Origin of the sequence: Chryseobacterium sp. BGARF1 (assembly GCF_001677955.1) — a bacterium.
GTDB lineage: Bacteria > Bacteroidota > Bacteroidia > Flavobacteriales > Weeksellaceae > Chryseobacterium.
In genome coordinates this window covers 73435-96388 of record NZ_LELA01000073.1, presented here as the reverse complement: position 1 = coordinate 96388, position 22954 = coordinate 73435, and the positions used below count along the sequence as shown (strand labels likewise).

Below are 22954 nucleotides of genomic sequence, written 5' to 3'. Positions count from 1 at the left end.
TAATTATTTATTTAAAGCCTCTTTAATACGGATGATTAAGTCAGCATAATGAGCCTTAGAGGCATCATCTCCCTTGTTTTTATTTTTGTTCAATAAATTCAATACCTTCTGTAGTTCTGCTCTTTTGTAAGTAGTAACCTCAGATACTCTTTTCATAGATGAATAATTGATATTCCTAAGACTTTGAGCTTCTTCCTGGAAATTACAGATCGTAGGGATATTCAGCGTATTATCTGTTTTGATTGCTTTTACAGCCGTTTTTTCAAATAATTTGTTTACTGAAACAATCAGGGCATCCACATAGTTTTTCTGCGTCATCTTTTCAAGAATCGTCAAGCTTCCTTTTTTATTGAAAATTGAACCTCTTACCTGGTCAAATAAATTCTCAACAGTATAAATTTCTTCCTTAGAACCTGCAATCTGATGTTTCAATTCATTTTCCAGCATTCTCAATAAACGGTCATCCATAAATAAAGAGTACAGATTACCATACTGCATTCCTCTTGCTAAGTTGTAAGGAGTCTGCTCAAAAGGCCCCATCGGAGAATTTTTAACAGGATAGGTTTTCTCTGAGATTGGGTTAAAAAATAACCACTCCGGAAGGTTTATCGAGTTTTTAATAAGATAATCAACCGCTCTTTTCTGAGTTTCTGCAGGTACCGCTTCATAAGCTTTTTTGTTATTTCCAAAAACGGTATGGTCTAAATAAATACCTCCTACATTAGCCATAACGTGCCCTGAATACAGGTCCCACTGCCCTATAGCTCCTAAATAAAGCTTACCAGCATCAGTATAGTTTTTCCCATCTTCATAAGTCCATTTTAAAAGATTATCGATAACAATCTTTAGGTTTTTCATTCCATATTCACTTGCTTTCATCGCATCATCACCTAAATCTTCTGATTGCGAACGAGGGTCAATAGTTTCCAAATAACTCTGCTGTTCACCATAAAAATAGATAGGATCATCTTGATGTTTTTCTATCAAACTTCTTAATGCTTTTTTCTCAGAAACGGCATCAGGGTACCAACGATACCCCCATTCAATAGCGTATTTATCATACAATCCTATTTTTGGAGTAATTGCTGTAACACCATCTTCAGGCTGCGCTACATAATTATAACGTGCATAATCCATAATTGAAGGTGCAGTACCTCCCATTTCATCTGTAAACTCTTTTGAACGCAATGATTCTACAGGGAAAGCAAATGAAGAACCCATATTATGCTTTAAACCAAATGTATGCCCCACTTCATGAGAAGAAACAAAACGAATTGCTTCACCCATATGCTCATCACTAAATACATTTCCTCTCGCTTTTGGATCAATAGGTCCGGTCTGAATTCTCATCCATTCCTGAAGAGAGGTCATTACATTATGCCACCAAATAATATCAGATTCAATGATCTCACCACTTCTTGGGTCTACCACTGAAGGTCCCATTGCATTAGATTTTGGTGAAGCAGCATAGGTAATTACCGAATATCTTACATCATCAATATCAAAATCTTTATCATTCTCATCCGGCATTTTTGCGATAACGGCATTTTTAAAACCTGCCTTTTCAAAAGCAACCTGCCAATCATAAACTCCTGCTATAATCTTTTCACGCCATTGAATCGGTGTTGCAGGATCAATATAATAAATGATAGGCTTTTTAGGCTCTACCAATTCTCCTCTCAGATACTTTTCTTTGTCTTCTTCTTTAGGTTCTAAACGCCATCTTGTAATGAAACGTTTTTCATCCATTCTTTGTTGACGGTCATTAAAAGCCCAATGTTTTTCACTGAAGAAACCAACTCTAGAATCATCAGTTCTAGAATCCATCGGCACTTTAGAAAGCAACACGATATTACTGGTCACCCCAAGTGTTACAGGCAAATCAACACCTCCTTCATTCACTGAAGTGGTCAGTTGAGATTTAACAACAAGGTTTTGAGGGAATGTTTTTACGCTTTCAATATAAGACAGGTTTGATTTTACAGAACCTCCAAGGCCAACATTTGCCAAAACATCGTTGAAACTTTTTTGGTTACCGTCAAAAACTTTATTTACTTTAATAGCTACAGAAGTAGAATCGGTATTTTGTGCTTCGATATCAAAAACTTCAATCACAGATTCTGAAAAATTATCTTTAACAGATTTTGTGATTACATCATTTTTTGGAGAAGACACTTGTGGAATTACCGTTTTAACCCAAATCTTTTTGGCGACATAATCACGGTGAAAAGAAATTACCTTATTTTCATAATTCATTCCTTTATTTAATCCCGCTTCATTTACCTGCATCGGAACTTGCGATAATTTATTCACGACCAAAAACTGGCGTCCAATCAAACTGTCAGGAATTTCAAAATAAATATCTGTTTTTACCTGAATCGTATTAAAAAGACCTTTTTTATAAGTTCCTTTTTTGATCAGTTCATCAATTTTCTTGGTTTTTTTTGAGGAAGTATCTGTTTTCGCAGATTTCTCTTTGTCGGTTTTTACTGTATCTTTTTTCTGTGCAAAAGCTGCCGGAGAGGCTAAACTAAGCCCCAAATACAGTGCAAGCCTGTAATTCTTCATTAAAATAGTACATTTCATGCCCTCTAGGTTTTCAGTAGGCAAAAATATAACCTACAAAACTACATCTATATTAACAGGGAGTGAAAGGGCTAATTATCGGAGTGAATGGATTTTTAAGCTCTTAATCCATTAACGGAAGAAAACAGATAAAATATCCATCCTTAATTGAAATATCTAGATTATTATTCTTAAAATATTGATAAATTTGATTTAAATAATCTAAACCAAACTTTTCACTCTGTACGTCTTCCGTCTTGGGTTGCCAGCTGTTTTTCACAATAACTCCATCTTTTTCAACGGTAATAATAATGGCTAAAGGATTGTCTATGGTTGCAATATTATGCTTAATAGCATTCTCTGTAACCAACTGTAGGGATAAATACGGAATTCTTTTTTCTAAACTTTCTTCATCATTAATAATCAATTCAAAACTAATTTCTTCGTCGAACCTACTTTTTAAAAGATCCATATATTGTTTGATAAAACTGATCTCCTGTGCGACAGGAACCAGATTTTCTTTCGGTGGAACAATAAGATAACGGTAAATCTTTGAAAGATTCATGGTGAACTTCTGAGCATTTTCTTTGTTGAGCCCAATCAACATGTAAAGAGAATTCAATGAATTGAAAAGAAAATGTGGGTTGATATTATTTTTGAGCTGCTGAAGCTGGTTTAATGCTTCTTCCCGATGCATTTTTTCATTCTCAACAAGGAGCAGATTTTTTTCAGACTGTATTTTTTCTTTCTCCTGAAATGCCATATTGGTCGCTCTGTAAAACAAAATAAATACGGTCACAATAAGAAGCAAAGCCGCTAGAAAAATATAAACGGTATATCTTTTTGTTTGATTTACACTCTCATCAATAAGGAAGCTTACATAATTTACCACTGCATATCCTTCAAAATTATCAGTTTTTAAAGGTTTTATAAATCGGATAACTTCTACATCAAGGTATTCGGAAATCGTATTTCGTTCCGTATATCCCAATTGTGTTTTACTGCTCAACGTATCCTGTGGTTTAATGTCTGTAAAGTCAAAAACATTTTTACCTAAATATTTTTTATCAGGATGTGTAATGCAAATACCTTCTTTTGAAAAAACATAAGTATACGTATTCGGAGATTGATCAATGGTTGCAAAATACTGATGAAGGTTATCTAGACTTACCGCAGAACCGTAATACAGCATATCTTTATTTGCCTGTATTAAAGAATCGTAGCTTAACCAATAAATACTATCGTTATGACTGATTATATAATTATTAAAGTTACCCGGACCTTTATTTTTAATTTTAGTATACTTCTCTACCTTTTCATCTTTTTTGAGAATATCCGATAAAAGATCTTTATTGCCAGATTCTCCAGAAGCACCATTATAATAATAGTACCAACTGTACGGAACCAATTTGCGTCTTTTGTTTAAGCTATTTAAGACCGAGGAGTAATCTTTGTAATTTTTCAGACCATCTTTCTGAATCAAAGCACGAAGCAGGTATTGATAATCTTCGATATTCTTGAACTCTTTTTCTACCGTTTCATATTTTCTCAAAAAAGTTTTCCTGGCAAATTCTTCATTGTTTTTTCGGCTGTCGTGAGTAATAAGAAGGCTCAGCACCGCAAAAGCAACCGCTGCTATAAAACAAACTGACAAAGCTGCTATAAAAACAGATCGTTGTGTGAGTGCATGTTTAAAATTAATCTTCAAAACCTTCTGATTTATTATTGTTTACTTTAAAATAAAGCTATCATTCTATAATGATTATAGCCGATAACCTATTTGTTTTATTTAAAAGTAAAGGAATTTTAATTGAAATTTCCCGGAAATAAGAAACGAATATACATAATTTTTTAAGCAATAAAAGTAAATTTTTAATTCAAATTTTGAAAATTAAAACGTTTAAACTAATCTTTTCAGTCATAAAATTGCTCAATTAAAAGCATTATTTTCTCTGAAAGCCCAAAAGAAAAAGGAACCGACTACTATTCAGTTCCTTTTATTTTATGTGATGAAATTGTACTATCATCAATATTTTTAATGAAAGTTATACGACAAACGGTAAACATCTCTAAAGTAAATTTCAGTTTCTGAAACTTCTTCGTATTTAGGCATTTGTGTAAACGATTCCGAGAATCTTACGCTTTGAGTTATAGTTGATAATTTTCTTGGCTTCTTCTTGCATCCGCAATATTTTAAGTCATTTTTCTGATGCTCTTTTAGCTGAATAATTTTTACTTCAGTGCATTCAAGTTGTTCAGCTTTATTAAAACTGGACTGGTTGAAAGTGAAATAAGGTTCACCATGATAAAGATAGTGATCTACAATTTCCGGATTATTTTTTTGAGACGAATCGGCGTAGGTTGAAGCATGATATCCGCTACATTTTTGGCAAAAAGCTACCTTGATAAAAATCTGTTCCATATATTAATTTTGCTATGGATTGTATAACAGATAGCATGCCATAATCCTCTATGAAAGCTAAATTATTATTTTTTACATTTTTTCTTATTCAATAAAACTGAAACATCAGCAATGTAAAATTAACTCTCATCTTTCGTATTTTTCACAAGGCTAATTCCGGAAAAAAAGAAAATAAGTCCGATGATACCTGCAACGGCAAGTGTTGTATAAGCGGTACTTTTATTAATTAATTCATATCCTGTATAAATTAAACCTACAATTCCTAATACGGTAAGAATAGTTCCGAAAATTCTTTTAATGTTCATGATAATTTTATTTTAATCACTACAAATCAAGATATGTGCCTGAAATATTTTGAAAAATGAATTTGAATCTTTAAGGTGCAATAAATTACATTTTAACACTAAAAAAAGATTACTCTTTTTCTGGAATTAATAACTTTCCCCAATCATTTAATTGCCAAAGAATTTCTACTAATTTTTCTCCAATTTCAGTTAAAGAATATTCTACTCTTGGCGGTAATTCGTTGAAACTTTTCTTTGTTAAAATCCCATCTTCAATCATTTCACTGAGCTGTTTATTTAAAACACGTCTGTCTACTTTGCCAATTCCTTTTAAAAATTCGCTTGGTCGCTTTTTTCCTTCATTAATTTGCCAAACGATAGGAACTTTCCATTTTCCGCTGATTGAATTTACAGCAATTTCCAATGGACAAATTTTATTTTCTGCTGCGAGACCCTCTGTTTTCATATTATTGACTTTTTTATCCCTATGTGCTAAAAATATGCGGTATTGTCGATATAAAAAAACTTTTAGAGATTTGCAAAATTAATCATAACGTAAGGATATAAATACATTCTTTATATTTTTATTTATAAAAAATTACTAGTGAAGAAATGCTATCATTTTTATGAAAGAAATAAAACGCAAAGGTTCCCGATCTGCAAAAGATATTCCTCAGGAAATTTTAGACCAACTGAATTGTGGAGAAATTGAAACAGCAAATCTAGTTGAATGGTTAGCAGTTGACCAACGGCTTTTGTTGGAAAATTTATTAAAACAATTTGACAGAACTCAATATTTACAACCCCTACTAGCCGAAATTGAAAATCTGAAAAAGCAAACGGTAAATACCATCAACGAAGCAATTGGAACAGGGCTTTTTGAACAGTCTTTAAAACATAATGACAAAGAAATATTGACGATTATTACGAATCATTCATCTGATTTAATTCGTTGTTGGGCAACCTACACGATTGGTAAAAATCAAGCATTAAATATCACTCAAAAGCTTGAACAGATTCAACGTTTTTCGGCTGATAAGCATTTTGGGGTAAGAGAAATTTGCTGGCTAGCCATAAGGTCCAATATTTCAAAAGATTTAGCAAAAAGTATTGAAATATTATCCGGTTGGATCAATCATACAGACGAAAACATAAGACGGTTTGCAAGCGAAGCCACACGGCCAAGAGGCGTTTGGTGCGAACATATTGAAGAATTGAAACAAAATCCTGAACTGGGTTTGGCAATTTTAGAACCTATGAAATCTGATACATCAAAATACGTACAAGACAGTGTAGGAAACTGGCTAAACGACGCAAGCAAAACACAGCCTGAGTTTGTAAAATCACTTTGTGAACAATGGAAGAACGGAAGTCCAACTAAAGAAACAGCTTATATTATAAAAAAAGCATTGCGGACTATTGAAAAGTAGTGTAAGTTTATTTCTTTTGCTAAATTTTTTACAAAACAACCTCTTTTAAAAATTTTAAAAGAGGTTGTTTTTAAGGCTAAAAAAAATCTGCTCTACAAGTTTCTAAGTACTAATAATGATTAAACCATACATTCTGAAACGTAATATGATTGCAGCCCGACCTGAGTGGAAATCCTTTTTTGCTGCTGGAAAAACGAAGGCAAAAAAGATTGGGAACGGAGGGCGGAATAGCTGCCCAAAAATATATTGTTAATTGTTTTAACCTACTTATTTCTAAACTTTTAGATAAAAAAACTTATTTTGAGCAAAAAAACATTTTATAAACTTGAAGCAGCTTCTTTGATTAATTCAGCTATTTCTTCTGGATGAGTTGCCATTGAAGCATGGCTCGCATCTAATTCAATTACTTTTTTAGGATTCATTCTTGCGCTCATTTCTCGTTGTGTGTCAGGATGTATCATCTTGTCTTGATTAGAAACCTGATACCAAACCGGTAAATTTTTCCAAGAAGGACTCTCCATTTCATCACCGAAACATTGCCCGTTAATTGCTTTTTGTGACAACGACATTACCAACGCATCATTATCATTGAGGTCAGGACAAAAAGCTTGCTGAAACTCATCATACTTAATCCATAAAAAACCTTTATTATCTGGCGCAATACTTTCTCCACCCGAAGTAGCTCGTTTTGCTAACAAACTGCCCAAACTTTCTCCATGATCTGGAGCAAAAGCTGCCACATAGACTAAACCAACAACTTTATCATGATTTCCTGCCGCAGTAATAACAGCACCACCATAAGAATGCCCAACCAATAAAACTTTGCCATCTTGAGCCTCAATTAAATCTTTGGTTTTTTGAACATCATCTGCTAAAGAAGTTAAAGGATTTTGCACTGCGCGAACTTTGTATCCCGCATTTACAAGGTTTGGAATAACGCTTTTCCAATGCGAACCATCCCCCCAAGCACCGTGAACTAAAATAATAGTCAAATCTTTGTTTTCCATTTTATTAAATTTTGTTGGTTAGTAAGAACTTCGTTTAATATTGTTAGTTTGAGTTCTAATTCAGGTTTGTTTTATCTAATCTTATGAATGTCAGGATGTTTTAAAATGAATTTCTAATCACATCATCAAACTATTCAACAACATTTTAGCTAAATTAAATAAAAAAGTAAAGCCAAATTATTTTTACCTTATTTTCTCATAGATAAGATGTGAGTCTGATTTTCAACGTAATTATTTAAAGTGAAGATATTTATGTTTTAGGATTTAGCAATTGCGACTGCAACTCTCCTACTCAAATTGTTAAAGATATTGCTGAATTGGTGGTGAAAGATTTACAAAAATAGAAAAGACAATCTGATAATATTTTCCATTTTTTCTTATTTTAGGCTCTCTGAAATCAAAGATTAATTAGTTACAAAAAACATAGGGAAATGGAAAATATATTCATTCGACAATAAAGCTTTTCCAATACCATAAACCTTTAATAAATGGCTACTACCAAAGAAAAACTCTTATATTTATTATATTGGATAATGATTTTCACTGTTTCGGGATCAATGATTAGCTACGGAATCGGAAAACCTTTACAATTCGAAAACCTGGCAAATTCTACAAATGTTCATCTATCAGAAGGACACAAAATCATGTGGACTTTTTATAGCTATACAAAAACATATCCGCTAATAATTGGTTTTTTTGAAATCGTTGGCGGAGTTTTGCTTCTTTTTAACCGAACGAGAATCTTTGCATGTCTGCTATTAACAACGATGCTCATTAATATCATTATTCAGGATTATTTTTATCAAATTTCGGCATTATCTTCAGCAATATTTTATCAGATTTTAATTATAATAATTTTATTATTTGACTATGACAAAGTAAAAAATATTGTTCAGGAGCTTTTCAAAAATCAAAAAAACCAAAAGAATATTATATTAATTATCCTTGCTTTGATTCTTGCGCTAGTTGTGAAATACCTTGAGGCAAGGCTATAAATCTTCCTGTTAATTCTTTTAAACGTATAGTTTTCATTTAAATAAACCTACAGCAATTACCTGTAAATCAGAAATAATAAAAACAATTCAATCTCATTAATTCACCACTATTCTCTTTTCTTTTCTTTTATTAATAAATGGGTTCAGATTTACAAACATAACTAACGTTTGTAAATTAAAATTTAAATATTATTAATCATAACAATGTGATTATTAACATTTATTTTCATATTTTTAAGGAACTTTAACAATCGTATTATTTTATGGTTGTTAAAACTGATACACCAAAAAAAACATAATAAGAAATGAGTACTTTTTCAATCCTAAAAAAGCAGTTGCTTTTATATTTCACGTTACTTGGTCTCGTGCTAACCGCACAAATAGGCGATTCTTTAAAATATCAACAGGAAGAAGCTGTCAAATACCCGCAACTTCAGTTTAAAGGTCTTTTTCAGGCACGCTATCTCGTCGGAATGGCAAAAGATGTTGATGTCAACGGTTTGCATCATTCAGATGGTTCAGGAACCGACAATAACTTCATGATAAAATACATGAGAATTCAGATGCGGGCGCAAATCAGCAAGCGGACGGAAGTGGTGTTATTGGCCAACCTTGCAGACTTTAAAAACGACCCAAAATCTAGAGTTCTCGAAAATGCCTATTTAAAATATACTTTCAATTCAAAGTTGGTTCTTACTGTTGGTCAGTTCAGACCTTGGTTTGGCCTTGAAGAAACCTACCCTATTGATATTATAAAATCCTTAGACTGGTCTAATCAATACACCGAATTTGGTAAACTGGGCTGGACGAGTTTTCAAATCGGGATGTCTGCTTCAGGACAAGTTAAATTAGGTACAATGCCATTTCAATATGCTGTTTCATTAGTCAACGGAAATGGTAAAAATCAGGTCAATGATAATGACAACGGCAAGCAATATTCTACAAGATTGGTATTTGGTTTAGCGAAAAAATATAACTTTAATTTAGGTTTAAATGGAGGTATTGGAGAGGTTTTCGGCAACAAAATTTACGCTGTAGGAGTAGATTTAAGCTCATTAATTAATTTCGATTCAAAATGGAGCCTCGATATGCAGCTGGAAGGAAAACAGGCAACCAATCATCCTTTATATTTTGCGGTTACACCAGAATTAAGACCTGCAAATCCCGATGAATACTTAATTCGTGGAGCATATTTCCTTCCTAACGTAAGATACGAAGTCAATCATAAAAACCTAAGCGCCTTTGAATTATCTTGTCGTTACGAATATTTGGATACTAATTTCAGATTAAATTCAAATCCAAGACAAACAATTACGCCAATGTTTGGCTTAGAGTTCCTGAAAAATTATGGCGCGAGAATTCAACTGGGTATACAGTTCGACCGATACAAACATCAGGTAGAGAATACTTCACAATACAATAATAATTTATTCATAGTTCAAGTCCAAAGTAGATTTTAATCCTTAAAAACTAACTGTTATGAAAGAAATTAACATTAAAGCGGTCGCCATCACATTTGCGGTTGCGCTTATTATCTGGTTCATTCCGGCTCCGGAAGGCGTTGCCGAAAATGCATGGCATCTTTTCGCAATTTTTGCAGCCACTATTTTAGGAATCATTCTTAAAGCCGCTCCAATGGGAACGATGTGTATGATGGCCATCGGATTTACCGCTTTGACACAGGTTGTCGCTCCAGGAGATGCTGGAAAATCAATCACAAAAGCACTTTCCGGTTTTGGAGACAAAGTAATCTGGCTGATTGGGATTTCATTCTTTATCGCAAGAGGATTTATCAAAACAGGCTTGGGAAACAGAATCGCTTTTTTATTCATCAGAGTTTTCGGGAAAAGTTCTTTGGGTTTAGCTTACGGCTTGGGTTTAGCAGACGTTTGTCTGGCTCCTGCAATTCCTAGTAACACCGCAAGAGGTGGTGGAATTATTTATCCGATTATGAAATCGATGGCGATAAGTTTTGATTCGGTTCCTGATAAACCCGAAACGCACAGAAAATTAGGTTCTTTTTTGACATTGAATAGTTATTACATGAATCTCATCGCTTCTTCCATGTTTTTGACGGGAACTGCGAGTAATCCAATGTGTCAGAAATTCGCAGCCAATTTAGGAATCAATATTACTTGGATGTCTTGGGCTGCAGCAGGTTTCGTTCCGGGATTGGTCGCTTTCTTTGTCGTTCCTTTGGTTTTATACAAATTATATCCGCCTGAATTAAAGAAAACAGGTGATGCTCCGAAAATGGCAGCACAAAAATTAAAAGAAATGGGCCCGATTTCTAAAGATGAGTGGTTAATGTTGTTGGCATTTTTCATTTTATTAGCCCTTTGGATTTTTGGCGGCTCGCTTTCTATTGATGCAACTACAACCGCTTTCATAGGATTAACGTTACTTTTATTAACCTCAGTTTTAACTTGGGAAGATGTGAAATCTGAAAAAGGAGCTTGGGACACGATTGTGTGGTTTGCAGTGTTGGTGATGATGGCGAGTTCACTCAACGAACTGGGATTCATCGATTGGTTCAGTAATCTTATTAAACTTAAAATCGGTCACATGACTTGGACGCTTGCTTTTCCGGTGATTATTCTCGTCTATTTCTTTAGTCACTATATTTTTGCAAGCGCAACGGCTCACGTTGCTGCAATGTACGCTGCGTTATTAAGTGTTGGTGTTGCGGTAGGAATTCCTCCGATGTTGTTGGCAATGATGCTTGGTTTTATGGGCTCGATTTATGGGGTGTTGACACATTACGGTCACGGTCCGGCTCCTGTATTTTTCGGAAGCGGATATGTAGACTTAAAATCTTGGTGGCTTAGAGGTTTAGAAATCGGAGTTGTTCTGTTGATTATCTACATGGGAGTCGGCGGACTTTGGATGAAAATATTAGGATATTATTAAAATTTCAAGGTGGAAATATGGGAGCACGAGGCGGGAAGTTCATGAAAAATGAATTTAAAACCTCCATCTTCCCTCTTCCCACATCTATCCTCATTAACAAAAAACAAAAAAATATGCTGTCTACATTATCAAGAAAAATGCTGATGTGCCTTACGGGACTTTTCCTGAGCTTCTTTCTGTTGATTCACTTCTTGGGAAATCTTCAGCTGTTTTTACCACAGGAACAGGCGCATCTTCAGTTTAATGCCTATTCACATTTTCTTTCGGGAAATATTATCATCAAAATGGTTTCTTACGTGCTGTACACAAGTATCATTCTTCATGCAGTGGATGGATTAATAATTACGTTGAAAAATAAAAAATCTGGCGGAAATTATCAAGCTGACAGACGAGGAAGAGCCAGTAAATGGGCATCTCGAAATATGGGAATTCTGGGAACATTACTATTAATTTTCCTGGTTATTCACTTTCAGAATTTCTGGTATGTTTACAAATTCGGGAATCCTCCTTTGGATGAAAATGGAAATAAAGACCTTTACATTCTGGTAGTAACTGTTTTTAAAGAATGGTGGTATGTGATTATTTATGTTTTGTCAATGATTGCGTTGTGCTATCATTTAATTCATGGAATTTACAGTGCTGTCAGAACCTTAGGATTATATCATCCGAAGTTTGTAAAATGGTTTAAAACCATCGGAATTGCTTATTCAGTCATCATAAGTGTTGGGTTTGCTTTGATGCCAATTTATGTATTCTTCACCGCCAATTAAATTGAGAAACTATGATTTTAGATTCAAAAATACCGGAAGGTTCTTTAGAGCAAAAATGGGATAATTATAAAAAGAAAGCCAAGCTCGTCAATCCAGCTAACAGAAAAAAGTTAGACGTTATCGTTGTCGGGACAGGTTTGGCCGGAAGTTCTATCGCTGCATCTTTGGGCGAAATGGGTTATAATGTAAAATCATTCTGTTTTCAGGACAGCCCAAGAAGAGCGCATTCTGTTGCTGCACAAGGTGGTGTAAATGCTGCAAAAAATTATAAAAATGACGGCGACAGTGTTTACAGAATGTTCGTTGATACCTTAAAAGGCGGAGATTTCAGAGCCCGTGAAGCCAATGTTTACCGAATGGCAGAATGTTCTTTAAATCTAATCGACCAAGCCGTTGCGCAAGGCGTTCCGTTTGGAAGAGAATATGGTGGTTATTTGAACAACCGTTCTTTTGGAGGCGTTCAGGTAAGCCGAACTTTTTACGCAAGAGGACAAACCGGACAACAATTACTTCTGGGAGCTTATCAGGCTTTGATGCGACAGGTCGGAAAGAAAAGCGTTCAGTTATTTTCAAGACACGAAATGCTGGATTTGGTTATGATTGACGGAAAAGCAAGAGGAATTATCATAAGAAATTTAGACACTGGAGAAATTGAAAGACACGCCGCTCACGCAGTTGTTTTAGCAACAGGTGGTTACGGAAAAATCTATTATTTATCAACTTTGGCGATGGGTTGCAACGGTTCTGCAATTTGGCGGGCTCATAAAAAAGGTGCGTTAATGGCTTCACCAAGCTGGATTCAGGTACATCCCACTTCATTGCCACAGTCCGGAGATTATCAGTCGAAATTAACTTTAATGTCTGAATCTTTAAGAAATGATGGCAGAATCTGGGTTCCTCTAAAAGAAAATGAAACCAGAAAAGGCAACGACATTCCCGAAAACGAGAGAGATTATTATTTGGAAAGACGATATCCTGCTTTTGGAAATTTAGCCCCAAGAGATATTTCATCAAGAGCAGCTAAAGAAAGAATCGATGCTGGTTTCGGAATCGGACCGTTGAAAAATGCCGTATATCTTGATTTTTCTAAAGCCATAAAAGAACAAGGAAAAGAAAAAATTCAGGAGAAATATGGAAATTTATTCGATATGTATCTTAAAATCACAGGTTATAATGCTTATGAAGAGCCGATGATGATTTCCCCTTCTGCACACTTTTCGATGGGTGGACTTTGGGTAGATTATGAATTAATGACCACCATTCCTGGATTATTTGCGCTGGGTGAAGCTAATTTTGCTGACCACGGAGCCAATCGACTGGGAGCCAACTCTTTGCTTCAGGCTTCTGTGGATGGCTATTTTATTGCGCCTTACACGATTGCCAATTATTTATCCAATGAAATTCATACCGGAAAAATTTCAACCGAAAATATTGAATTTGATAAAGCAGAAAATCAAGTTAAGCAACAAATTGAAAGTTTTATCAGCATTAATGGAACAAAAACAGTCGATTATTTCCATAAAACTTTAGGAAAACTGCTGTATGATTACTGCGGTTTAGCGAGAAATGAAGACGGTTTAAAATACGCCATCGAAGAAATCCGAAAATTAAAACAAGAGTTTCACAAAGACGTAAAAGTTTCAGGACAAGGTAACACCATGAATAGTGAACTCGAAAAAGCAGGTCGTGTTGCCGATTATTTTGAAATTGGTGAATTGATGTGTTACGATGCTTTAACCCGAAATGAATCTTGTGGTGCCCATTTCAGGGAAGAATATCAAACTCTGGATGGAGAAGCTTTGAGAAATGATGCAGAATTTCAATTCATCTCGGCTTGGGCTTGGAAAGGTGAAAATAATGAACCTGAATTGATTAAAGAACCTTTGATTTTCGAAGAAATACAACCCACTGTAAGAAGTTATAAATAATTTTTTTAACCACAAAAGACACAAAAGATTTTTAATACTTTAGTTATTTTAAGTTCAATATTAAACTACATAAAAGAACACTTAAGCTTTTTGAAAATCTTTGATTTTCTTCTTATGTGTTTTAAAATTTTTTTCAATCATTTTAAGAAAAACTTATATGACTTATGTGTTAAAAATTTAAACAGATTAAATAATACTCAAAAACACAAAAATTATGGATTTACATCTTAAAATATGGAGGCAGAAAGATAATCAGAGCGAAGGAAAACTGGTAAATTATGATTTAAAAGAATTGAATCCGCATATGTCTTTCCTTGAAATGTTGGACACCTTAAATGAAAAACTAATCGTTGAAGGCGATGAACCCGTAGAATTTGACCACGATTGTCGTGAAGGAATCTGCGGACAATGCGGAATGATGATTAATGGTTTAGCTCACGGACCGTTAAAAAACACAACAACCTGTCAGCTTCACTTACGTTCTTTTAAAGATGGCGAAACCGTTTTGATTGAACCTTTCCGAGCTGAAGCTTTTCCGGTAAAAAAAGATTTAAAAGTTGACCGTTCTGCCTTCGACAGAATTATTTCTTCCGGTGGTTTTGTTTCCATTAATACCGGTCAAGCTCCTGATGCAACTGCAATTGCTGTTACACATCAAACCGCCGAAGAAGCTTTTGATTCTGCTGCATGTATTGGTTGTGGAGCCTGTGTTGCAACCTGTAAAAATGCAAGTGCAGCTTTATTTACTTCAGCAAAAATTACGCATATGGCATTGCTCCCACAAGGAAAAGAAGAACGAAGCAATCGTGTTTTAAATATGGTAAAACAAATGGATGCTGAACATTTTGGCCACTGCTCCAACACCGAAGCCTGTGAGGTAGAATGTCCGCAAGGGATTTCTGTTTTAAATATTGCCAGAATGAATTATGAATACAGTCGAGCTTTGTTTTTTAGGAAGAAATAAAAACCATTATATTTTAACTAAATATTTTATTCTAAGAATTAAAAGAAGTTCAAAAACAATCCATAAAATCACCAAATGGATTACCGAATTTAGATTATCAGAAAGCGAACCTCCTGCTTGTACAATCGAAATATAAGTTTTAAGAAACGGAGATGTTGGAAGCATGTCAGACAACATCTGAACAAATCTTGGCAATGCTTGATACGGCATAGAATATCCAGTAATCAAAAAAATAGGATATGATGAAAATACCAAAACCTGAAAAGCAAAAAGTTTAGTTTTAAAGAAACTACCAATCAGCATTCCAAAAACAATAATTGTTGCAATAAATAATGCAGAAACAACAGCAAGGTCGAAGTAATTTCCTCTAACCTCAACATCAAAAACCGAAAAATTCACTACTGAAAAGAAGAACCCGAAAATCATAAATACAATAAAATAAAGCAGACTTTTTCCAAAAATCATTTTAGAAATGCTCTGCTTTGAAATTTGATAAAGACTTAATAATTTCTTCTCTTCTCTTTCTGATGTAAAAGCTGCTGCAACACCAATCAAAAGAGTTTGCTGTAAAATAATGGCTAATAATCCAGGCAAAAGAAACGCGCCGTAAGTCATACTGGAATTGTACAACGGGCGGTAATCCATGTTAATAGGATTGGTCATTTTCATCGCTTCGTCCTCTCCCATTCCTTGTTTATTAAAATACGTTTTTCTAACGCCTGCTCCAACAGTAAGACAAACTTTTGTAGCGGTACTCAGTAAATCGCTTGAAGGTAAAAACCTTGAAGCATTCAAAACTAAATTCACATTCGTCTGTTTCAACGAAAAAATATTCTTTTCAAAACCAGACTGAATATAAAAATAGCCCTGAACTTCTCCCTGAAACATCATTTCCTGAGCTTCAGAAATATTTGAACTCGGTACAATTTCTATCATCGGAGTCGAGTTTAATTGTTGTGTCAATGTTCTGGAAATCGCAGTTCCATCGTTATCAATCAACGCCAATCTTACTTTTTCTTCACCTTTATTCAGGTAAATACTTCCATACATAAATGCATAAAGAATCGGCGCCAAAAGCAAAATCAGAAACAGACTCGAATCTTTTGAAACGTTTCTAATTTCTCTTTTCAGTATTTCTAAAACCTCTTTCATGCCTGATTTTCTTTAAGATATTGATTGATTTTTTTCTGAAAAAACACAACGCTCAACGGAAACGTCACTCCAATAAAAACCAATAATTTCACAATTTCAGGAGTAGCATAAGACAATGGAAGTTCCATAAAATAAAGCTTAATAAATCCGTCTAAAAAGTGAGTATAAGGCATGATGTCAGCATAAAACTGGTCGTACCAAGGCATTGCCCATCTCGGAAATGTAAATCCACTGAAAACAAATGCTGGTGACGTAAAAAACAAAGCAACATCTGTTACAAAAAGCAGATTATTGGAAATTGCAGAAAGCATCATCCCAATCCCAATACACGCCAGAGACATCAAGGTGTAAATCAGGAAAAAATTAAAATCGGTTTGTGGTTTTCCCAATTCATAAACAGGAAAAACAACATAAGCGACCAACACAAAAAGAATCCACGAAATGCAAAGGTGAGCGAGCATTTTTCCAATCACAATCTGTGAAGATGAAGTAGATATCTGTAAAAGTTCATCAATGGTGTTTCGTTTAAATTCCAAATTTAAAATTAAAACTGCTGCAACAATCAGCGCCATTTGAAGCCCAACCGTTATCAATCCCGGTGTAAGATACATCTGATAATTAAAATCTGGATTGTACAATGTTGTTGTATTGAGTTTAATAGGTTGTACCAAAGTGTTTGCTTTTTCAGCAGGCATTCCTTGTTTTTCTGCTTTTTGAAGAACAACCGCAAGACCTCCTTTAATGATTACTCCAGCAGCACCTTTGTAAATCATTTTTGCAGGAACCAGATAAGCACCGTTGGTATAAAGTGTAATATTCGATTGATGATTTTTCTTGGCATCTGCTTCCAGATTTTTCGGAAAATGTACCGCTCCGAAAATCTTTCCTTCCCGCATTAATTTCTCAATTTCTGCATTGCTGTAAACCGTTTGAGTAAAGTGAATATACTCATTATGTTCCATCATATCGATCAATGTTCGCGAAACAGAAGATTGGTCTTCGTCCCAAACCGCCATTGGAAGCTCTTTTGCAAATTGTTTCTGATAAATAAATCCGTAAAAAAGAAAAATTATCGGCGGAATGACTAACAGGATCACGTAGAAATTAGGAATCGAAAAAATTCGTTTCCATTCCCGGATCATGATTTGGCTAATGGTTTTCAATAGTTTTAATTTTACTGAATTAAAAGAATATTTTTAATCAAAAATAAGCTGTGCAGTCATTCCTGAGCGAAGTCCTTTTATAGAGTTGATATTTTCAGGCTTTACTTTTATCTGAAAAGTTCTCAGTTCAAATTCGCCATTCTGTTTTTCGGGAACCCAATCTGCATATCCTAAAGCTGGAGCCAATTCTATCACAGTTCCTTTAATTTCTTCCGGCAAACAGCCCGGAATTCTCATCTTCACCGTACTGCCTTTATCAATTTTGGTCATTTGATTTTGACGAAGATTAAATTTCACAAAAAAAGAATGGTCCTTCTGAATTGTCATCATCGGATAACCCGCATTTACCATTTCGCCTTTATTAGAAATCATCGTCGAAATTTTTCCTGAAGCGGGAGCTTTTATAGAAGCATTATCTTTTATTTCCTGAGCAAGCTGATCGGCACCTTTCGCCTGATTTAAAATTGCCTGAGCTGAATTTTTTAATTCCTGATTATTTCCGCGTTGTAGAAGTTGAACATTAAGATTTGCCGTTTCCAGTTCTTTTTGTGCCGCTTTATACTTAAAATAAATAACGTCTCTTTCCTGCCCTGAAACCACCCCTTCTGAATAAAGATTCTGAAAACGAGTATACGTTTTATTCATCAAATCCATCTGTTGTTTGGCGATTTGTTGAAGATTTTCTGCAGATTTTAAAACTTCAGGTTCTACACCACGATTAATTTTATCTAATTGATTTTGAGCAACCGTCACCGCTTCAGAAATCTGAGCCTGGATGGTTTCAATCTCTGAAGTTTTCATTTGAGCTACAATTTGCCCTTCCTTTACATCATCGCCTTCTTTCACCAATAATTCAACCACTCTTCCGGGCAACGAAGGAGAAACATCCACAAATTCGGCATCTACCATTCCTATTACTGCTTCTTTTTGGGTTTCGGGAGATTTGTTTTGAAAAAGATAAATAAGAGCAATGACCAATACAATAATTGGAATAAAAACGGCCCAGTAATTTTTTATAAAGTTTTTCATCTTGTTATCAGATTAAGGGATGTAATTGGTAATGTTTTCGACGTTTCCTGTGATATAAAAATAGGTTGCAATCACGGTTTGGTAAGCAACTAAAGACGTATAATATAGTTTTTCGGCCTCGTACTGAAGCTGTAAAGCATCGTTCACATCTTTTACAGAAGACAGACTGTTTTCCATTCTTTTTCTTACCATTTCGGTGGTGGTGTAGGTCTGCTGTCTTGCTGCATCAAACGTTTCATTCTGTTCTTTAAAGCTTATTAATTTATTTTCAGAAATTTTAGTCGCCAAATTCACCGATTTTTGCTTTTGATTAATAAGAAGGTCGGCTTCCTTTATTAATGATGCTGAAGCTAAATTTCTAGATTTTCTTTCAGGATCAAAAAGCGTCCATTGCATTTCTATTCCAACCAACCATGGTGGAGTAATTAGCGGTAAATCGTTTCTGAAAAACTGATAATTTCCAATAGCAAAAATATTGGGTCTTGAAAGCGACTTTGTAATATTATGAGCTGTTTCGGCTTCTTTCTTTTTGCTTAATAATAATTTTAAATCTGTATTTTTTTCAGATGAAGAAAAATTCGGTACGGTAATGTCTTCATTCAATTCTTCATTTATTTCCAATGATTCATCAAGAGAAATACCCATAAGGTCTTTCAAAGTCAACAGCGCATTTTCTTTTTCGAGTTTTAGATTTTTAAGATTGGTTTCGCCCTGAAGTTTTGTAATATTTGACCAGTTTTTCAGGTATGGCGGAATAATCTCGGCCTTCAGAAGGCTTTGCGCATATTTTTCATTGTTTTCAAGAGATTCTACAATCTTCTCCTGCTTTTTAATCATCGAATTCAGATACATCACCTGAATATAATGTAAAGAAATATTATAAGCCGTAAGATCCTGAGAAGATTCAAGATTTGCTTTTCCGCTTTCTACCTGTTGTTTTGAGAGCTCTTTTGTTGCATTTAGTTTTCCACCTAAATAAATAGGTTGGCGCACTAAAATTCCAGCTAAAAAATAACTTTGCTTTGTGATTGCGGGATTATAGTTGGGATAAACGGCACTGATAATATCTTTAGAAGTCTGGTAAATCACATCCTTTACCGGTTGTGAAAGCTGGTTTCCTGTAATCTGTTGATACGCTGCATTGGCAGAATATACACTTTGATTTGCCGAGCCTTCCACGATTCCGTCTTTTACCTGTTGCAGATTAACTTTTATAGGCTCACCGATATAATTGTAACCCCCAAGAAAATCTACTTTCGGAAGACTATTATTTTTGTTGGATTGCAGAAGTTTTTCCCGGGTTTCCAAAGACTGTTCTGCCAGTTTTATAATGACATTATTTTGTTTCCCTTTTTCAATACATTCCTTCAGAGTGTATTGCTGACAAAACATTTTAGAGGAAATCATCAGAAAAGAAACAAATAGAATTTTCTTGCACCTCATAATTTTCATAATTTTCTATTAAAATATTTTACTGCTTAGAATTTTCTCGTAAGACAGTGAATATGATTTGTACTGGTATAAATTTAATTAAAAAATCACTAAAATTCGATTTAATATATAATAATTTGTTGCAATTTTACACCCGATAAGAAAAAAGGATAAATTTTATCAGTTTTTTTGATTTATTATTGAGATTCAAAAAAAAATATTGAAAAATCAACATTCTAAACCATTCTAATTTTATGATTAATCTTTACCGTAAAACAGCAATCATCGAAGGTATCTCTTATTTAATTTTACTTTTTATTGCAATGCCCATTAAATATATACTTGATATTGCTGAGCCTGTAAAATATTTTGGCTGGATTCACGGGGTTTTATTTCTAATCTATGCGGTTATTCTCATTGCTGCCTCTCTTAAATATCGATGGAGCATTAAAAGAATTATCATATATCTTATAGGATCTGTACTTCCTTTTGTTCCTTTTATTTTGGATAAAAATTTAAAAAAAGAATATCCCGATAGTTGATAACGAAATCAAACCCCAGAGACTTTCACAAGGCAATAATTTAAAAAACATATTATTTATTTTACTAATTCAAAAAGCTTTACAATTAAATTATTCCAATTAACGTGAAATTTCTTTTGATAAGACAATCGATTGTTCTAAATTTGACGCTCATAATCTTTCCAAGAAAACTACATGAAAAAACAAATAAGTTTAGCCTTCTTAATAATGGGCAGCTTAGCTTTTGCGCAGGAAAACAATACTTCAACAGTTAAAGATTCGGTTCAAAATACAAAAGATATTCAAGAGGTTCTGATAAAATCGCAACGCAAAAAACAATTTGTAGACAAAGCGGTTTATAGTTTTGATGAAGAAGCTTTAAAAAAAGCCAGATACGCCAATGATTTGTTACAGACTCTGCCCGAACTTCAGTTTGATCCTATTTCCAGCAGTATCACCAGTATTAAAGGAGGTAAATTTTTACTGTTAATTAATGGTGTTGAATCTACAGAATTACAAGCTCGAGGTATAAGACCTGAAAATGTAGTACGAGTTGAATATTATGACAATCCACCTACTCGATGGGCGACAAGAGCCGATACTGTGGTTAATATTATCACAAGAAATCCGGAACTTGGTTTTGCAGCAGGTAGTTCTGTGAGCTCTGCATTAACAACGGGTTTTGTAAACGGACAAGCCTATGCGAATTATACGAATGGAAGGAATAATCTTGGACTTGAATATTCAATTAATTTCAGAGATTACGACAATCGTGCTGTAAATAGAGTCTACGATTATACTTTGCAGAATTCTCATTACAATACCAATGAAAATAAAATAGATCATTTCGGATATACTTATCAGGATATTGCCTTAAGATACACCAATTCTTTGATAGATAATTATGTATTTCAGGCAAAATTTTCGATGAATATTTATAATTATTTCTCTAAAGGGAACGGGCAAAGTATTTTCACAAAAGATAATAGCTCAGAACTCCACGGAACATCGCAATACAGCGGAGAAAGTTACAATCCTCCAAAGCTTGATCTATATTTTTCTAAAAAATTAAGCAAAAAAGACGAGATCAGTTTTAATATTGTAGGTTCTTCCTACACCAGCGAAAGTTTTCAATTGGATAAAGAATGGATCATTGGCTCCGGAAATATTGTTTTTGATAATGATATGAACCTAAAAGCCAAACAAAACAGCATTGTAGGAGAAGTTGCTTACACTCATGATTTCAAAGCAGGGAAACTAAGTACCGGGTATAGAATTGATAATAATAACGTCGATAATACGCTTGAAAACTTAGCAGGAAATTTCGATTATTCTGTTAATTATTTAACTCAATATCTATATTCTGAATTTGCAGGTAAAAGCAAAAAACTAATGTATCGTATTGGTTTAGGCTTAACCAATATTCACAATAAAACGGCCGCAACCACAGATGACGACTGGACCATCACACCTAAAATAATTTTAGGATACGAGCTCAAAAAAAATCAAAGTCTGCGATTCACAAGCAGCTATACACCTTACAGCCCTGGAAGCGCGTCGTTGAGCCCGAACATCAATCAGGTTGTTCCCAATATTGTTTCTACAGGAAACCCTTATCTTAACATACAAAAAGCGTGGAATAATAATTTGAATTATTCTTACAATAATAAATTCTTCGATTTTAATGCAAATCTTTTCTACAACTATGTAGACAATGCGATCAACAGCATGTATGTTTTGTACAATAACAATACTCAATACGCATTAACCTACGAAAATGCACAGTTTAGTTCAAGAACAGGAGTGCAGTTTACAGGATCGGTAAAACCTTTTGGAAATAGATTATTGGTCATAAAAGCCAATATTTATCCTACAATGCAACGTGTAAAAACAAACTCAGGTGCTTTGCTTAAAAATAATTATTTAGGAAATAATTTTACTATTTCTTCTGAATATAAAAATCTGAGTGTTACCTATATGTTTAATATTCCTGTTTATACATTAAGTGGAGCTTTTTTAAGTACCAATGAAAATCAAAACCACATTTTTGCTAATTACAAAATGAAAGACTGGACGTTCACGACCGGAATGTACTGGTTGGGAATGCCATCAAGATATAAGACAAAAACACTTGATGAAAGTTTGGTAAACTATATGGGGACAACCAATATTTACAACAACAGAAATATGTTTATTCTGGGAATCGGTTACGATTTTGCTAAAGGTAAAAAGAATGAAGTTAACCGTAAATTGAATAATGATACCGCTCCTGCAACAACCTTCTAATCACATTTACAAAAAATAATTACAGCCATGGTTTGATCATAAAATCATGGCTTTTTTTTACCATTTTAAGACTTTTCTTCTTCTGAGTTTATTACAT

The 22954-nt window shown here is 34.1% G+C and carries 19 protein-coding genes; 9 read left to right on the top strand and 10 right to left on the bottom strand.

Features of this window, described 5'->3' with window-relative positions; all coding sequences use genetic code 11:
* Positions 1-3 precede the first annotated feature (3 nt).
* The 5 genes from AB671_RS14025 to AB671_RS14005 form a co-directional block, all read right to left on the bottom strand.
* Positions 4-2568 (bottom strand): zinc-dependent metalloprotease, encoded by a 2565-nt coding sequence (locus tag AB671_RS14025; protein ID WP_228390928.1) that lies wholly within the window; start codon positions 2566-2568, stop codon positions 4-6.
* Positions 2569-2689: 121 nt separating this feature from the next.
* On the bottom strand, positions 2690-4273 hold the full coding sequence (locus AB671_RS14020) for a histidine kinase (protein ID WP_066677803.1): 1584 nt from the start codon (positions 4271-4273) through the stop codon (positions 2690-2692).
* 327 nt (positions 4274-4600) lie between these two features.
* The gene (locus AB671_RS14015; protein ID WP_066677805.1) at positions 4601-4987 is read right to left on the bottom strand and encodes a hypothetical protein; all 387 of its coding nucleotides are present in this window, start codon (positions 4985-4987) and stop codon (positions 4601-4603) included.
* Positions 4988-5106: 119 nt separating this feature from the next.
* Complete coding sequence (locus AB671_RS14010) at positions 5107-5292, bottom strand: hypothetical protein (RefSeq protein WP_066677807.1); 186 nt, start codon at positions 5290-5292, stop codon at positions 5107-5109.
* Between the two features lie 109 nt (positions 5293-5401).
* Complete coding sequence (locus AB671_RS14005; protein ID WP_066677809.1) at positions 5402-5737, bottom strand: winged helix-turn-helix transcriptional regulator; 336 nt, start codon at positions 5735-5737, stop codon at positions 5402-5404.
* A 160-nt stretch (positions 5738-5897) separates the two neighbouring features.
* Between AB671_RS14005 and AB671_RS14000 the strand changes: the two genes are divergently transcribed.
* Positions 5898-6701 carry a DNA alkylation repair protein gene (locus tag AB671_RS14000; RefSeq protein ID WP_066677812.1) on the top strand — a complete coding sequence of 268 codons (804 nt, stop codon included), beginning with the start codon at positions 5898-5900 and terminating at the stop codon, positions 6699-6701.
* Between the two features lie 317 nt (positions 6702-7018).
* Here the strand turns inward: AB671_RS14000 and AB671_RS13995 are convergent, their stop codons facing one another.
* Positions 7019-7708 carry an alpha/beta hydrolase gene (locus AB671_RS13995; RefSeq protein ID WP_066677813.1) on the bottom strand — a complete coding sequence of 230 codons (690 nt, stop codon included), beginning with the start codon at positions 7706-7708 and terminating at the stop codon, positions 7019-7021.
* 488 nt (positions 7709-8196) lie between these two features.
* Between AB671_RS13995 and AB671_RS13990 the strand changes: the two genes are divergently transcribed.
* The 6 genes from AB671_RS13990 to AB671_RS13965 all read left to right on the top strand — a co-directional run bounded on the left by AB671_RS13990 (position 8197) and on the right by AB671_RS13965 (position 15275).
* Positions 8197-8703 carry a hypothetical protein gene (locus AB671_RS13990; RefSeq protein ID WP_066677814.1) on the top strand — a complete coding sequence of 169 codons (507 nt, stop codon included), beginning with the start codon at positions 8197-8199 and terminating at the stop codon, positions 8701-8703.
* A gap of 305 nt (positions 8704-9008) precedes the next feature.
* Positions 9009-10163 carry a porin gene (locus tag AB671_RS13985; RefSeq protein ID WP_082987320.1) on the top strand — a complete coding sequence of 385 codons (1155 nt, stop codon included), beginning with the start codon at positions 9009-9011 and terminating at the stop codon, positions 10161-10163.
* 19 nt (positions 10164-10182) lie between these two features.
* Positions 10183-11613, top strand: a complete 1431-nt coding sequence (locus AB671_RS13980) for an anion permease (RefSeq protein ID WP_066677817.1) — start codon at positions 10183-10185, stop codon at positions 11611-11613.
* 113 nt (positions 11614-11726) lie between these two features.
* Positions 11727-12383, top strand: coding sequence for a succinate dehydrogenase cytochrome b subunit (locus AB671_RS13975; protein WP_066677935.1), 657 nt, complete (start codon positions 11727-11729; stop codon positions 12381-12383).
* Between the two features lie 11 nt (positions 12384-12394).
* Positions 12395-14311, top strand: a complete 1917-nt coding sequence (locus tag AB671_RS13970; RefSeq protein ID WP_066677819.1) for a fumarate reductase/succinate dehydrogenase flavoprotein subunit — start codon at positions 12395-12397, stop codon at positions 14309-14311.
* 214 nt (positions 14312-14525) lie between these two features.
* Positions 14526-15275 (top strand): succinate dehydrogenase/fumarate reductase iron-sulfur subunit, encoded by a 750-nt coding sequence (locus AB671_RS13965; protein ID WP_066677821.1) that lies wholly within the window; start codon positions 14526-14528, stop codon positions 15273-15275.
* 6 nt (positions 15276-15281) lie between these two features.
* On the opposite strand, the gene AB671_RS13960 is transcribed toward AB671_RS13965, so the two are convergent.
* From AB671_RS13960 to AB671_RS13945, 4 genes are read right to left on the bottom strand one after another with little or no spacing between them, the layout of a single operon-like run.
* Positions 15282-16427 (bottom strand): ABC transporter permease, encoded by a 1146-nt coding sequence (locus AB671_RS13960; protein WP_066677823.1) that lies wholly within the window; start codon positions 16425-16427, stop codon positions 15282-15284.
* On the bottom strand, positions 16424-17590 hold the full coding sequence (locus AB671_RS13955; RefSeq protein ID WP_228390925.1) for an ABC transporter permease: 1167 nt from the start codon (positions 17588-17590) through the stop codon (positions 16424-16426). The genes AB671_RS13960 and AB671_RS13955 overlap by 4 nt, the downstream gene beginning before the upstream one ends.
* Positions 17591-17623: 33 nt before the next feature.
* The gene (locus AB671_RS13950; protein WP_066677826.1) at positions 17624-18619 is read right to left on the bottom strand and encodes an HlyD family secretion protein; all 996 of its coding nucleotides are present in this window, start codon (positions 18617-18619) and stop codon (positions 17624-17626) included.
* 12 nt (positions 18620-18631) lie between these two features.
* Positions 18632-20071: a TolC family protein gene (locus AB671_RS13945; RefSeq protein WP_082987319.1), complete on the bottom strand. Its 1440-nt coding sequence runs from the start codon at positions 20069-20071 to the stop codon at positions 18632-18634.
* A 233-nt stretch (positions 20072-20304) separates the two neighbouring features.
* Between AB671_RS13945 and AB671_RS13940 the strand changes: the two genes are divergently transcribed.
* Together AB671_RS13940 and AB671_RS13935 are read left to right on the top strand one after the other, a co-directional pair.
* Complete coding sequence (locus AB671_RS13940; RefSeq protein ID WP_066677827.1) at positions 20305-20592, top strand: DUF3817 domain-containing protein; 288 nt, start codon at positions 20305-20307, stop codon at positions 20590-20592.
* Between the two features lie 174 nt (positions 20593-20766).
* The gene (locus tag AB671_RS13935) at positions 20767-22857 is read left to right on the top strand and encodes an outer membrane beta-barrel protein (RefSeq protein WP_066677829.1); all 2091 of its coding nucleotides are present in this window, start codon (positions 20767-20769) and stop codon (positions 22855-22857) included.
* Positions 22858-22954: the final 97 nt, after the last annotated feature.